At 72.3% G+C, this 13,840-nt stretch carries 14 protein-coding genes; 6 read left to right on the top strand and 8 right to left on the bottom strand.

Annotated features, from left to right (window positions below):
* Positions 1–22 precede the first annotated feature (22 nt).
* The 5 genes from SMA5143A_RS06615 to SMA5143A_RS06595 form a co-directional block, all read right to left on the bottom strand.
* Positions 23–778, bottom strand: a complete 756-nt coding sequence (locus SMA5143A_RS06615) for an SDR family oxidoreductase (protein ID WP_055518372.1) — start codon at positions 776–778, stop codon at positions 23–25.
* A gap of 4 nt (positions 779–782) precedes the next feature.
* On the bottom strand, positions 783–2,579 hold the full coding sequence (locus SMA5143A_RS06610) for a glycoside hydrolase family 15 protein (RefSeq protein WP_107461984.1): 1,797 nt from the start codon (positions 2,577–2,579) through the stop codon (positions 783–785).
* A gap of 85 nt (positions 2,580–2,664) precedes the next feature.
* Complete coding sequence (locus SMA5143A_RS06605; RefSeq protein WP_055712401.1) at positions 2,665–2,958, bottom strand: hypothetical protein; 294 nt, start codon at positions 2,956–2,958, stop codon at positions 2,665–2,667.
* Positions 2,955–3,608, bottom strand: coding sequence for a SigE family RNA polymerase sigma factor (locus SMA5143A_RS06600; protein ID WP_375136464.1), 654 nt, complete (start codon positions 3,606–3,608; stop codon positions 2,955–2,957). Before SMA5143A_RS06600 ends, SMA5143A_RS06605 begins: the two co-directional genes overlap by 4 nt.
* Positions 3,605–5,146: a sodium:solute symporter family protein gene (locus SMA5143A_RS06595; RefSeq protein WP_107461983.1), complete on the bottom strand. Its 1,542-nt coding sequence runs from the start codon at positions 5,144–5,146 to the stop codon at positions 3,605–3,607. Before SMA5143A_RS06595 ends, SMA5143A_RS06600 begins: the two co-directional genes overlap by 4 nt.
* Positions 5,147–5,369: 223 nt before the next feature.
* On the opposite strand from SMA5143A_RS06595, the gene SMA5143A_RS06590 reads away from it, so the two are divergent.
* The 4 genes from SMA5143A_RS06590 (at position 5,370) to SMA5143A_RS06575 (ending at position 9,246) form a co-directional block, all read left to right on the top strand.
* On the top strand, positions 5,370–5,606 hold the full coding sequence (locus SMA5143A_RS06590; protein WP_107461982.1) for a DUF3311 domain-containing protein: 237 nt from the start codon (positions 5,370–5,372) through the stop codon (positions 5,604–5,606).
* Between the two features lie 70 nt (positions 5,607–5,676).
* Entirely contained in the window at positions 5,677–7,833 is a 2,157-nt protein-coding gene (locus tag SMA5143A_RS06585) for a carbon starvation CstA family protein (protein ID WP_107461981.1), read from the top strand.
* On the top strand, positions 7,830–8,027 hold the full coding sequence (locus SMA5143A_RS06580) for a CstA-like transporter-associated (seleno)protein (RefSeq protein ID WP_107461980.1): 198 nt from the start codon (positions 7,830–7,832) through the stop codon (positions 8,025–8,027). The genes SMA5143A_RS06585 and SMA5143A_RS06580 overlap by 4 nt, the downstream gene beginning before the upstream one ends.
* A gap of 274 nt (positions 8,028–8,301) precedes the next feature.
* Positions 8,302–9,246: a hypothetical protein gene (locus SMA5143A_RS06575; RefSeq protein ID WP_107461979.1), complete on the top strand. Its 945-nt coding sequence runs from the start codon at positions 8,302–8,304 to the stop codon at positions 9,244–9,246.
* 110 nt (positions 9,247–9,356) lie between these two features.
* On the opposite strand, the gene SMA5143A_RS06570 is transcribed toward SMA5143A_RS06575, so the two are convergent.
* From SMA5143A_RS06570 to SMA5143A_RS06560, 3 genes are all read right to left on the bottom strand, one after another.
* A complete protein-coding gene (locus SMA5143A_RS06570; protein WP_107461978.1) occupies positions 9,357–10,166 on the bottom strand; it encodes an SURF1 family cytochrome oxidase biogenesis protein in 810 nt (269 codons plus the stop codon).
* A gap of 107 nt (positions 10,167–10,273) precedes the next feature.
* On the bottom strand, positions 10,274–10,507 hold the full coding sequence (locus tag SMA5143A_RS06565; RefSeq protein ID WP_079049939.1) for a hypothetical protein: 234 nt from the start codon (positions 10,505–10,507) through the stop codon (positions 10,274–10,276).
* An 80-nt stretch (positions 10,508–10,587) separates the two neighbouring features.
* Complete coding sequence (locus SMA5143A_RS06560) at positions 10,588–11,580, bottom strand: DEDDh family exonuclease (protein WP_107461977.1); 993 nt, start codon at positions 11,578–11,580, stop codon at positions 10,588–10,590.
* Positions 11,581–12,115: 535 nt separating this feature from the next.
* On the opposite strand from SMA5143A_RS06560, the gene SMA5143A_RS06555 reads away from it, so the two are divergent.
* Together SMA5143A_RS06555 and SMA5143A_RS06550 are read left to right on the top strand one after the other, a co-directional pair.
* Complete coding sequence (locus tag SMA5143A_RS06555) at positions 12,116–13,051, top strand: sterol desaturase family protein (protein ID WP_107461976.1); 936 nt, start codon at positions 12,116–12,118, stop codon at positions 13,049–13,051.
* Positions 13,048–13,782: a lysoplasmalogenase gene (locus SMA5143A_RS06550; protein WP_107461975.1), complete on the top strand. Its 735-nt coding sequence runs from the start codon at positions 13,048–13,050 to the stop codon at positions 13,780–13,782. The genes SMA5143A_RS06555 and SMA5143A_RS06550 overlap by 4 nt, the downstream gene beginning before the upstream one ends.
* Positions 13,783–13,840 lie beyond the last annotated feature (58 nt).

Genomic DNA, 13,840 nt, shown 5'->3' with positions numbered 1-13,840 from the left:
CTCGCCACCTCGCGACGGGGAGTCAGAAGCCGTGGCGCATCCCGCCGTCGACCGGCAGCATGAGGCCCGTCAGATAGGACGCGGCCGGGGACAGCAGGAACGCGGCAGTCCGCCCGAACTCCTCCGGCCGCCCGTACCGCCGCAGCGGGATCCGCGACTCGTGCGCGGCGCGCGTGGCCTCCGGGTCGGCCGACATCCCGTCCAGCTCCCGCACCCGGTCCGTGTCGATCCGGGCCGGCAGCAGCCCCACGACCCGGATCCCGCGCGGCCCCAGCTCGTCGGAGAGCGACTTGGCGAAGCCGGCCAGCCCCGGCCGCAGACCGTTGGAGATCGTCAGGCCGGGGATCGGCTCGTGCACCGAACCGGACAGCACGAACCCGATGACACCGCCCTCACCCAGCTCCTCGGCGGCGGCCCGCGCCAGCCGGACCGCGCCCAGGAACACCGACTCGAACGCGGCGGTCCACTGCTCGTCCGTGTTGTCCGCGACGAAACCGGGCGCGGGGCCGCCCACGCTGACGAGGACGCCGTCGAACCGTCCGAACCGCTCGCGGGCGACGGCGATGAGACGGCCGGCGGTCTCCGGGTCGGCGTTGTCGGCGGCCACCCCCACCGCGTTCGGCCCGAGCGCGGCCACCGCCTCGGCCACGCTCTCCTCCTCGCGGCCGGTCACGACGACCTTCGCGCCGTCGGCGACGAGTTCCCGCGCCGCCGCGTTGCCCAGCCCGCGGGTCGCGCCGGTGACGATGTAGACACGGTCCTTCAGCCCAAGATCCATGGCCCTATCCTGCCTCGTCGCCGTCGAACAGGGCGAGGGCGGTGCCCACCAGACCGACATGGCTGAACGCCTGCGGGAAGTTCCCCAGCTGCCGGCCCGCGACCGGGTCGTACTCCTCGGCGAGCAGCCCCACGTCGTTCGTGAGCCCCAGCAGCCGCTCGAACAGCTCGCGGGCCTCCTTCGTGCGGCCGGTCAGATGCAGGGCGTCGGCGAGCCAGAACGAACACACCAGGAAGGTGCCCTCGCTGCCCGGCAGCCCGTCCACGGACGCGGTCGAGGTGAGGTGGTCGGCGCTGTAGCGGCGTACGAACCCGTCGTGGCACAGCTCCTCACGGATCGCGTCGACGGTGCCGACGACCCGGGGGTCGTCCGGCGGCAGGAACCCCATCCGGGGGATGAGCAGCAGTGACGCGTCGAGCTCACGGGAGCCGTACGACTGGGTGAACGTGTTGCGTTCGGCGTCGTAGCCGCGGGCGCAGACCTCGCGGTGGATCTCGTCCCGCAGCGCGCGCCACCCGTCGAGGTCACCGGACAGCTCCGGTTCGTCCTCCAGGGTGCGCACCGCCCGGTCGGCGGCCGCCCAGGACATCACCTTGGAGTGCGTGAAGTGCCGGCGCGGCCCGCGCACCTCCCACAGCCCCTCGTCGGGCTCCCGCCACACCGACCGGAGGTACTCCATCAGGGTGCACTGCATCCGCCACATCTGGGGCTTCGCGGGCAGGCCCGAACTCCGGGACAGGGACAAGGAGTCCATGACCTCGCCGTACACGTCGAGCTGCCGCTGCTGGATGGCGTCGTTGCCGATGCGGACGGGGCGGGAGTTCGCGTAGCCGGTCAGCCACGGCAGTTCGAACTCGGGCAGGCGCCGTTCACCGGCCAGGCCGTACATGATCCGCAGGTCCGCCGGGTCGCCGGCGACCGCGCGCAGCAGCCAGTCACGCCAGGCCTCCGCCTCCTGCTGGTAGCCGCAGGCGAGCAGGGCGCCGAGGGTGAGGGTGGAGTCGCGCAGCCAGCAGTGGCGGTAGTCCCAGTTGCGCACCCCGCCGATCTCCTCGGGGAGCGAGGTGGTGGCGGCCGCGACGATCCCGCCGGTGGGTTCGTAGGTGAGGGCCTTGAGGGTGATCAGGGAGCGGACCACCTCGTCCCGGTACGGCCCGTCGTAGCGGCAGTGCGCCGCCCAGGCCCGCCAGTCGTGCACGCTCGTGCGCAGCGACTCGTACGGGTCGACCAGGCGGGGGCGTGGCTCGTGCGAGGGATGCCAGGTGAGGACGAACGCGATTTTCTCGCCCGGTTCCACGGTGAACTCGGCGTAGGTGGCGCGGTCCTCGCTCCAGCTGCGCACCTCGGGCTCGCTGCGCAGCCAGACCGCGTCCGGGCCCGCGACCGCCACCCGGTGGCCGTCGGACCGGCGCATCCAGGGGACGGCCGAGCCGTAGTCGAAGCGGAGGCGGATCGTGGAGCGGACGGTCACCCGGCCCGCCAGGCCCTCGACGACGCGGACGACGTCGGGGGCGCGGTCGCGCTGCGGCATCAGGTCGGTCACGCGGACCGCGCCGTCGTCCGTCTCCCACTCGGTGTCCAGGACCAGCGTGTCCTTGCGGTACGCGCGCCGCGTACACGTTTCGGCGCCGGTCGGCGCGATCCGCCAGTGGCCGTTCTCCTCGGTGCCCAGCAGTGCGGCGAAGCAGGCCGCCGAGTCGAACCGGGGCAGGCACAGCCAGTCGATCGAGCCCCGGTTGCTCACCAGGGCGGCCGTCTGGTGGTCACCGATCAGCGCGTAGTCCTCTATTCGGGGGTGCACGGAAGCCGGGTTCCCTGGGCCGGGGATGATCAGTCCCGCGGAATGCGTCCCGCCGGATCCCGGTGCTGTCGTCGGCCCCCGGCGGTCAGCCCGGTCCGGTGCCCGCCGTCGTGCCGCCCACCCCCGAGAAGATCACGCCGGGGCTCGACGGGGTCTGGTTGAGGACCCAGAGGCCGATCAGGGTGGCCAGCGCGAACACGACCATGATCAGTACGGCGAGGACGAGCCGGCGGCGGCGTTCGCGGCGGAGCCAGTCTCCGCGGGCCGTGCGGTAGGCGTCGGGGGCCGCGTGGACGCCGCCCGCGAGCGCGGCGAGCGCCTCCTCGAGTTCCCGCTCGGTGCGGTCCCGGCCGGTGTCGTTGCCGGTGGTGTCGTTCATCGCCGGGCCTCCATCGCCTGGGTCAGGGCGGCGAGGCCGCGCGCGGTGTGGGTCTTGACCGAGCCGCAGGAGATCCCCATCGCGGCGGCGATCTCGCTCTCCTTCAGCCCCAGCCAGTGGCGCAGCACGAGCGCCTCCCGCTGCCGGGCGGGCAGCTGCTGGAGCGCGCCGATCAGCACCCGTTGGTCGTCGTGGAGCAGGGCCGTGCTCTCGGCGGAGGCGACCGCCTCGTCCGGCGGGGTCTCCGTGTGCCTGCGGACGACCTGGAGGTGCCGTATCCGCATCCGGGTGAGGTTGCAGACCGTGGAGCGCAGATACGCCTCGGCCGCCTCGGCGTCCTTCAGGCGCCGCCACTTGCGGTAGATCTGGTAGTACGCCTCGGCCACCACGTTCTCGGGGTCGTCGGCTCCCAGCAGGACCGCGAGCCGCAGCATCGAGGAGTAGTGCAGCTCGAACAGCCGGGCGACACCGGCCTCGCGCTCCACGTCGACCGGGTCGCTCGCTGCGGGGGCGAGGGGCTCGCCCGGAGGCGCCGGCCGCGGCACCAGCGGTTCGACGGCCGACGGGGGCCGTCCGCCACCTCCCCGCGGCCCGTCGGCGGGGGCCGTCGGCGGTGGCACCGGCACGCTTGTGTGGTGTCTGCGTCTCACGGGTTGCTCGCTCCCGTCTCGGGGCGCCGCCTGACGGTCAGGCGGGACGGTAGGTCGGTCGCGTCGGCGCCGCGCGGGACGCCGAGCCGTTCGAGGACCGCGGTGGCGGCCACCGCCACGGTCAGGTTCACCAGGAGGGCGAGCAGACCGGCGTAGATCTCCAGTGAGCCGCCGCCCAGCAGCACGATCGAGGAGAACCCCTCCCGCACCACCAGGAACGTGCCGGTCACCATGCCGACGGCCCACCCGGCGAGCAGCGCCCGGGGGTGCAGCCGCCCGGTGAAGAGGCCGACCGCCACCGCCGGGAAGATCTGTAGGATCCACACCCCGCCCAGCAGCTGGAGGTTGATGGCGTCCTGGTCGCGCAGCCCGAACACGAACGCCACCGCCCCCACCTTCGCGGTCAGCGACACCGCCTTGGCGATCCGCACCTGCCGCTTCGGTGTGGCGGTGGGCTGGAAGTACTCCACGTACACATTGCGGACGAAGCCGGTGGCGGCCGCGATCGACATCACCGCCGCCGGGACCAGCGCGCCCACGGTGATCGCCCCGAACACCAGCCCGGCCAGCGGCCCCGGCATGAGCCGGTCCACGAGCATCGGGACGGCCGCCTCGGCGCCGCCCTCCGGTGCGCGCACCCCGGTCGCGAGCGCCGCGACGCCGAGGAAGCCGAAGAGGGCGAGCAGCCCGGTCCAGGCGGGCAGGGCCACCGTGACCTTGCGGACGGTGCGCGGGCCGTCGGCGGCGAACCCGGCGGTCAGGACGTGCGGGTACATCAGCAGGGCGAGCGCCGAGCCCAGCGCGAGCGTGGCGTAGGCGGGCTGCTGCTCGGGGGAGAGGAGCAGGGCCGGTCCGCCGAGTCGCTCCGCCGCCCCGTCGAAGACCGGGCCCGGACCGCCGAACCGGCGCAGGACCAGCCAGCACACGGCGGTCAGCGACACGAAGACGGCCACCGCCTTCAGCGCCGAGATCACGGCGGGCGCCCGCAGCCCGTGCCGGTACGTCGCCACGGCGAGCCCCGCGAACAGCGCCACCATCACCAGATCACCGGCCGCGCCCTTCGGGTAGACGCCCCCGGCCGTCAGCACCGCGCGGATGCCGAGCAGCTGAAGCGCCAGATACGGCATCGTGGCGAGGATCCCGGTCAGCGCCACCACCAGCGCGAGCGGCGCCGAACCGTACCGGCCGCGCACGAAGTCCCCGGCCGTCACATAGCCGTGGCGCCGGGCCACCTCCCACAGCCGGGTCAGCAGCACGAAGGCCAGCGGGCAGACGATCACCGTGTACGGCACCGCGAAGAAGGCGGGCGCCCCGTTGCCGTACGCGAGGCCGGGCACGGCGGTGAAGGTGTACGCCGTGAAGATGGTGCCGCCGAGCAGCAGCCAGGTCCACACCGGGCCGAGGGAACGGTCGGCCAGCGCCCACCCCTCCAGGGACGGCAGCCGGTCGGTGGGGCGCAGCCGGCGCGCGGTCACGGCGAGCAGCGACGCTCCGCCGATCACGGCGAGGAACGTCGCGGTCATGGCAGCGTCCGCCATGGTTCACCGTCCTTGGTGTGCCTGGCCCCGCACCGTCCCGGGGGTGCCGCGCCGCCTTTGGCGCGCCGGGGGCCTTCACGCGGTAGTTGCGTGGACCGCCGCTTCGGTTGACCGGGGGCCGGAGGAAATTTCGCGGAATCTCGTGGAAATTCGCTGTCAACCGATCCGAGCGGGTGGGCAACTCTTGCACAGACCCACAGGAAGCGGGAGAGGAGCGCAGGTCATGCCACGGACCGGTCACCACCGGCTACGGCGCGTCGCGATCGCCGTGCTGCTCCTCGCGCCCGCAGCGGGCCTGCTGTGGGTCCCCTGGTACGCCGGTGCCGAGCCGCGACTGGCCGGGACGCCGTTCTTCTACTGGTACCAGCTCGCCTGGGTGCCGGGATGCGGCCTCTGCCTGCTCGCCGCGTACGCGCTGACGGAACGACAGCGAGAGCGGCGCCGAGACCGCCCTCGCTGAGCCGCAACCTCCTTCTCGCTTTCTTCTCTCCGCCTGTCTTGCCGCACACCCGTTGAGGTCAGGAGCCGCCATGCCCACATCAGCCATGCCCGAATCCGGTCGTACCGTGCCGGAAAAGCCCCGGATGTCGCCGAAGTCCCTCGCGATCTGGATCACCGTCGCCCTCGTGGGCGCCATCGGCTGGGCCGTGCTCGCCCTGTCCCGGGGCGAGGAGATCTCCGCCGTCTGGCTGGTCGTGGCGGCCCTCGGCTCGTACGCGATCGCCTACCGCTTCTACTCCCGGTTCATCGCCCGCCGGGTCCTCCAGGTCGACGACACCCGTGCCACCCCCGCCGAACGGCTGGAGGACGGCGTCGACTACCACCCCACCGACAAGCGGGTGCTGTTCGGCCACCACTTCGCGGCCATAGCGGGTGCCGGTCCGCTGGTCGGCCCCGTCCTCGCCGCGCAGATGGGCTATCTGCCGGGCACCATCTGGATCATCGCGGGCGTCATCTTCGCCGGCGCCGTCCAGGACATGATCGTCCTGTTCCTCTCCATGCGCCGGGACGGCAAGAGCCTCGGCCAGATGGCCCGTGACGAGATCGGCAAGGTGGGCGGAGCCGCCGCCCTGATCGGTGTCTTCGCCATCATGATCATCCTGCTGGCCGTGCTCGCGATGGTCGTCGTCAACGCCCTCGCCGAGTCCGCGTGGGGCACCTTCTCGGTCACCATGACCATCCCCATCGCCCTCTTCATGGGCTTCTACCTGCGCTACCTGCGCCCCGGCCGGGTCGTCGAGACCAGCTTCATCGGCGTGGCCCTCCTCCTGCTCGCCATCCTCGGCGGCGGCTGGATCCAGGACTCCTCCCTCGCCGAGTACTTCGTCTGGAGCCCCGAGACCCTGGTCTTCTGCCTGGTCGGCTACGGCTTCGTCGCCTCCGTGCTCCCCGTCTGGATGCTGCTCGCCCCCCGCGACTACCTCTCCACCTTCATGAAGGTCGGCACCATCGCCCTGATGGCCGTGGGCGTGGTCATCGCCGCGCCCGAACTCCGGGCCGAATCGGTCACCGAGTTCGCCCACACCGGCGCCGGACCGGTCTTCGCCGGCTCCCTCTTCCCGTTCCTCTTCATCACCATCGCCTGCGGCGCCCTCTCCGGCTTCCACGCCCTGGTCTCCTCCGGCACCACCCCGAAGCTGATCCGCAAGGAGTCCCAGGTCCGGCTCATCGGCTACGGCTCCATGCTCACGGAGTCCTTCGTCGCCGTGATGGCCCTGATCGCCGCGTGCGTCCTGGAGCCCGGCCTCTTCTACGCCATGAACTCCCCGGCCGCGCTGCTCGGCCCGACCGTCGACACCGCCGCCGAGGCGGTCAAGAACCTCGGCTTCACCATCACCCCCGAGCAGCTCACCGCGGCGGCCAAGGCCGTCGAGGAGGAGACCCTCGTCGGCCGCTCCGGCGGCGCGCCCACCCTGGCCGTCGGCATGTCGGAGATCTTCGCCGGGGTCTTCGGCGGCGCCGGGATGAAGGCCTTCTGGTACCACTTCGCGATCATGTTCGAGGCACTGTTCATCCTCACCACCGTGGACGCCGGCACCCGCGTGGGCCGCTTCATGCTCCAGGACATGCTCGGCAACGTCTGGAAGCCGATCGGCCGGGTCACCTGGAAGCCGGGCATCTGGATCACCAGCGCCCTCGTCGTCGGCGCCTGGGGCTACTTCCTCTACGCCGGTGTCACCGACCCCCTCGGCGGGATCAAGCAGCTGTTCCCCCTCTTCGGCATCGCCAACCAGCTGCTCGCCGCGGTCGCCCTCGCCGTCACCACGACCGTCCTGATCAAGTCCGGCAAGCTCCGCTGGGCCTGGGTCACCGGTATCCCGCTGGCCTGGGACGTGGCCGTCACCTTCACCGCCGGCTGGCAGAAGATCTTCTCCGACAACCCGGCGATCGGCTTCTTCGCGCTGCGCGACAAGTACGCGGCCGCCATCGACGAGGGCGAGCTGCTGCCCGGCGCCAAAACCATGGACGACATGCACACCATCGTCCTCAACAACACGGTCGACGGCGTGATCATGGCGATCTTCCTCCTCCTCGTCCTCACGGTCCTCGTCAACTGCGCGGTGGTCTGCGTCCGCGCCGTACGCTCCCCGTCCCCGCTCCCGACGACCGAGGCGCCCTACGTCGTCTCCCGCATCGACGACCTGCCCGAGCGGTCCGACGACGACCTGGTGGGGGCCCGCCGATGACGGCCCCGGACGTCCGCCACTGGGCACGGACCGTGCGCTGGTACCTCCGGGAACTGACGGGGGAGGCCGAGTACGACCGCTACTGCGAGCGGCACCGCCGCCGGCACGCGGGGGCGCCGGTCCCGACCCGCAGGGAGTACGACGTCCTGCGGACCCGCCGCCGGGAGGAGCGGCCGGAGGGGCGCTGCTGCTGACGGATCGCCCGGCGGGTGTTCGGTGCCGGGTGCGGGTGGGTGGGTGGCTGGTCGCGCAGCCCCTCGCGCCCCTGAAGGCAGGGGCCTGCGGCCCAGCCTTCATCGAAAAGCACGGGGCGCAGCCCCGGTCGCATTTCAGGGGCGCGGGGAACTGCGCGAGAAACCCCCACCCACCCGCACCCGCCGACGAATTCACCCGCACCCGCCAACGCGCCCGCTTGCCCCGCTTGCCCCCTTGCCTGACCTTCCCGCCCCGACCGGAGCCGGCCCCACGATGCTGAGACGCCGCCCCGCCCTGCTGATCCGTCCCGCGCTGGACGACGACCCCCTGCACACCACCCTCACCGAACTCCGGCCCGCCCGGCAGCTGCACGGTCTCGGTGCGGGCCGCACCCGGCCCGTCTGGGAACCGGTCGCCACGCTGCTGGGCGCCACCGGCCGGGACTGGGACCGTCGGACACACCGCATCGCCGTACTGGCCCGGGGTCTGCCCGCCGCCGTCTCACAGCGCTGGATCGCCGACCGCCCGACCGACGGCGACGCCCTCGTCCTGCGGGCCTTCGTGGAGGCGGACCGGGCACCGGCCGACGACCACGCCGCCGTCCGCGGCGCCGAACACCTCTGCCTCCGCGCCACCGAGGCGTACCCCGAGGACCCCGCCCCCTGGCTGGCCCTGCTGGCCCTGATGCACTCCTGCGCCGTACCGGTCAAGGACGCGGTGCCCGTCTGGACGGAGGCGGTGAACCGGGCGCCCTGGCTGCGCACGTCCTACCACCGGCTGCTGCGCTACCTCTCCCCACGCGGCCACGGCACCGTCCCCGACATGATGGACTTCGCCTGGCAGGCCGCCGTCCGCGCCCCGCACGGCTCACCGCTCGCCCTGCTCCCCGTCGCCGCCCGTGTGGAACTCATGGCCCACCGCCAGGGGGAGACACCGATCGGGTCGCTGGGAGCGGGCGGCAACTGGAACGAACCGCGGGCGGCCCACGAGATCGACCTGGCGCTGCGGAACTGGTTCGACGCCGCGGCCCCGCCTCACGCGCAGGCCGTCACCGACCTCAACGTCCTGGCCTTCGCCCTGACCCGCGCCCACCGCCCCGACGAGGCCGCCCCCGTCTTTGGCCGCCTGGGCCGCCACATGACCCCCCACCCCTGGAACCTGCTGCCGGAGCCGGAGCGGACGTTCACCTACTGGCGGGACAGGGCGACGGGGCGCTGACACGGCTGCCCGGGCGAGGAGGCTAGTGCTGTGACCGGAAAGGTTCACCGGCTCGCGACGCCCGGCACCGGACGCCGCGAGCTTCCCGGCAAACCTTTCCGGTCACAGCACTAGGCAGGAGAGGGCGTCGTCTCCTTCTCCTCGTCGTCCGCCCGCTCGGCGGCGGCCGCCGCCGCCTCACGGTCGCGGCGTTCGCGGCGGGCGAGGATGACGTAGCCGACGGGGACGGCCGCGGCGAAGAGCCACCACTGGAGGGCGTACGCGTAGTTCAGCGCGGCGTTCTCGTCGCCGGGGCTGCCGAGGGGTTCCGGCGTGTCGCCCTTGGGCTCGGGCGCCGTCTGCGCGACATACCCGCCGAGCACCCGGGCGTCGAGGCGCTTGGCCTCCTGCCCGCTGTTGATCAGCATGATCTGCCGGTCGGGCAGTCCCTTGAGGTCCTTGATCCCGCTGGCCTCGGTCGTCTCGTCGGGCATCAGCCGCCCGGTGACGGTGACCTCACCGGCGGGCGGCGCGGGGATCTTGGGGAATGCGGTCTGGCTGGGCCCGTCCGCGGGGATCCAGCCGCGGTTGACGAGCAGGACCTTGCCGTCGTCGAGGACGAACGGCGTCAGCACGTGGAAGCCGACCTCGTCGTCGGCGTTGGTGCGGCGGCGGACGACGACCTCGTCGTCGGTGTCGAACCGGCCGTGCGCGGTCACCGTCCGGTAGCGCTCGGAGCTGGTGACCGTGTGTCCGGGGGACGTCAACCGCTCCACGGGCACCGGCTTCGCGGCGAGCGCGTCGGCGACGAGCTGGTTCCGCGCGGAGCGCTCCTCGTACCGATGCATCTGCCAGAAGCCCAGCCTGACCATCGTCGGGATCAGGACGAGCGCGAGCAGCGTGAGGATCACCCACTGCCGGGACAACAGGAAGCGGTACACCCACTGACCGTACCTCGCACGGTCCGGCCCCCGACGGGAGGGTCCCGCCGGGGGCCGGCATCTGCCTTCAGGGCGACGACGGGCCGGCCCCGCCGTCACCCGCGGGCTCAGACCTTGTCGACGATGCCCACCCTCCCCTCGGCCCGCGCGCAATGGGCGCCGCAGTACCAGTGGCCCTCGACCTCGACTCCCTGGCCGATGATCTGCACCCGGCAGTGCTCGCAGATCGGGGCCATCCGGTGGATCGCGCAGGCGAAACAGTCGAAGACGTGCACCGCGCCCTGCGCGTGCACCTCGAAGGTCATGCCGTAGTCGTTTCCGCAGACTTCGCAACGTGCCATGCGCCACAGGGTGCGGGGCCGACGTGGCACGGGCGAGCGGACGACGGGCGAGTCGCCCGTCAATCACCCGTACGCCCGTCTCACTCCTCGACGGCGGGCTCCACGTCGCGCAGCAGCTGCCCGAACGCCGCCTCGTCGATCACGGGCGTCCCGTACTGCCGTGCCTTGACCGTCTTGGACGTGCCGGAGTCCGGGTCGTTGGTGACGAGCAGACTCGTCACCCGCGACAGGCTCGTCGCCACATGCAGGCCCGCCTCGACCGCACGGTCCTCCAGCAGCTCCCGCTCGACCGAGGTGTCCCCCGAGAACGCGACCCGCATGCCCTGCTTGAGAGGTTTGCCCTCTTCGTACCGGCCGGGGTTGGGGTACGGGCACGGGGGCCGCTTGCGCGAGGGCCGCCAACTGCCCGCCCGGTAGCCACCGGGGGAGTAGCCGCCGGACGCCTGCCGCCCGATCGTCGGGGAGGCGGACCACTCGGTCAGCGGCCGGCACTCGAGCAGCGGCAACCGCACACCCCGGCTCGCGGCGGCGTGCAGACTGGGCCGGAACGCCTCCGCGAGCACCCGCGCGTCGTCCAACGCGTGGTGGGCGCGCTGCTGTACGACGCCGAAGTGCGCCGCGAGCGACTCCAGCTTGTGGTTGGGCAGCGGCAGTTCCAGCTCCTTCGACAGTGCGATGGTGCACAGCCGCTGCCGCACCGGCGCCTCGGTCTCCGCGCGCGCGTACTCCCGCGCGAGCATCGACCAGTCGAACACCGCGTTGTGCGCGACGAGCACGCGGTCCGCGAGCCGCGAGGACAGCTCCTCGGCGATCTCCCGGAAGAGTGGCGCCCCTTCGAGCACGTCGCTCGTCAGCCCGTGGATCCACACCGGCCCCGGATCGCGCTCCGGATTGACCAGCGTGTACCAGTGGTCCTCGACCTCGCCGCGCGCGTCCAGTCTGTACACAGCCGCGGAGATTATCCGGTCGTCCCGGGCGAGCCCGGTCGTCTCCACGTCAACAACCGCGTATCCCTGCGGATACGCGACCGGCCAGGGAGCTTGCGACGCCGCGGTCGAAAGGTCATCAAGCATGGTCCCTGAGGATACGGGCCACGACTGACAGCTTGTTACTCGACGGTGAGACGTTCCGGGGGAGGAGGTCGGTGCCGAGGGGCGGCGGACAGTCGAGGATCCGGACGCGCGGCCGGTGCAGGGAGGCCGGAGGCGCCAGGTCGACGGGGCCACGGCGATACGGCACGAGCCGTTCAAGAGCCGGTAGTTCGGCGAGCGCCGCTGGGGCACATCGATGACCTGGAGCGTCTCCAGAGGAGAGAAGACCCGGCCGCGACGAACTCCGCGTACCGCTGCTCGAATTCCGGGGCCACGGCCGGGGCGGGCGGCGGTCAGGTCGCGCGGCAGGCCCTCCGTACGACCCGAGCGACGGGTGTGCCACCGCGGCCCTGGCCGCGAACGAAGGCTGCGCGGTGAGCTGTTCGACCAGGTACGCGCAGCTCGGTGCGCGGACGCCGGGTTGGTGGAGGACGCCAATAAGCAAGCGCGTACCACCGGGAATACTTGTCAGTAACAACGTCTAGCCCCAGCTCACCAGCGGTTCTACGGTGCCCACATGCCGAACCTGCCCGATGTCGTGCTGTGGTCGATACCCGCGTTTGTGCTGCTCACCGTGATCGAGGTGATCAGTTACCGGCTCCATCCGGACGAGGATGCCGCCGGGTACGAGGCGAAGGACGCCGCGACGAGCGTCGGCATGGGACTCGGGAGTCTCGTGTTCGACTTCCTCTGGAAGATCCCGATCGTCGCCCTCTACACGGCGATCTACGAGCTGACCCCGCTGCGTGTGCCCGTGCTGTGGTGGACGGTTCCGTTGATGCTGCTCGCTCAGGACTTCTTCTACTACTGGTCGCACCGGGGCCACCACGTCGTGCGGATCCTGTGGGCCTGCCACGTCGTGCACCACTCCAGCCGCAAGTTCAACCTCACCACCGCGCTGCGGCAGCCCTGGACCACCTGGACCGTCTGGCCGTTCTACGTCCCGCTCATCGCCCTCGGCGTGCACCCGGCGGCGCTCGCGTTCTGCTCGTCGGCCAACCTCGTGTACCAGTTCTGGATCCACACCGAGCGGATCGGCAAGCTGCACCCGGCGTTCGAGTTCGTGTTCAACACGCCCTCGCACCACCGGGTCCACCACGCCTCCCAGGGCGGCTACCTCGACCGTAACTTCGGCGGCATCCTCATCGTCTGGGACCGGCTGTTCGGTTCCTTCGTCGCCGAGACCGAGCGGCCGGTCTACGGCCTGACCAAGAACATCGGCACCTACAACCCGCTGCGGGTCGCCACACACGAGTACGTCGCCATCGCCAAGGACCTCAGGGCGGCGCGGAGTTGGAGCGAGCGGGCCGGGCGGGTCTTCCGGGGGCCCGGCTGGGGGCCCGCGTCGCGGCGCGCGGCCGCCGAGGAGAAGCCGGCGGTCGGGGAGAAGCCGGCGGTCGGGGAGAAGCCGGCGGTCGGGGAGAAGCCGGCCGTCACGGAGACGGCTGCGTGAGAGGGCCGAGCGGACAGGCCCTCCTCATCGGCTTCGGGCTCGCCACCGCCGTCGACCTCGGCTCCCTCGCAGTCGGCTTCACCCCCGGGCACCTGGTCGCCAAGCCGCTGCTGATGCCGTTGCTCGCCGCGTACGTCCACGCACACGGTGGCCCGCGGCTGCTGATCGCCGCCCTGCTCTGCGGCTGGGGCGGGGACGTCCTCCTCCTCTCCGACGCCGAGCCTGCCTTCCTCGCCGGGATGGGCTGCTTCGCGGCGGGCCACGTCTGCTACCTCGTCCTCTTCGGGAAACGGGCACGGCGGGCGAGCGCCTCGCACGGCGCCGCGGACCAGGGGTCGCCCGTGGTGGGGGAGTGGGGGTCACGCGCGCGTGCCCTCCGGCTGCCCGCCGGGTACGCGCTCGCCCTCGTCGTCGCCGTGGCGAGCCTGTGGCCCGGTCTGCCGGCGGACCTGCGTGCGCCCGTCGCCGGGTACAGCGCGCTGCTGACCGCGATGGCGTGCTCCGCCGCCCGGCTGGGGGCCGTCGCCGGGACCGGCGGCGCGCTCTTCGTGCTGTCGGACATGCTCATCGCGACCGGGGTCGCCGAGTGGCCGCAGCTCCCACGCCCCGACCTGTGGATCATGCTCACCTACATCGCCGCCCAGTACCTGCTGGCCCGGGGCGTCCTGCGGACCCCGGAGGCCGCGCTGCCCACGCCAACCGGCGGCGGACCGGTTCCGGCGACGCCCTGAGCGACGTGGACCCCGCCGCCGGTACGCACCCGCTGTCGCCCGCAGCCCGATCTCGCCC

Source organism: Streptomyces sp. MA5143a (assembly GCF_900290235.1).
Lineage (GTDB): Bacteria > Actinomycetota > Actinomycetes > Streptomycetales > Streptomycetaceae > Streptomyces.
Note: the sequence above shows the minus strand (reverse complement) of the source record. Positions and strands in the feature narration are given on the sequence as shown.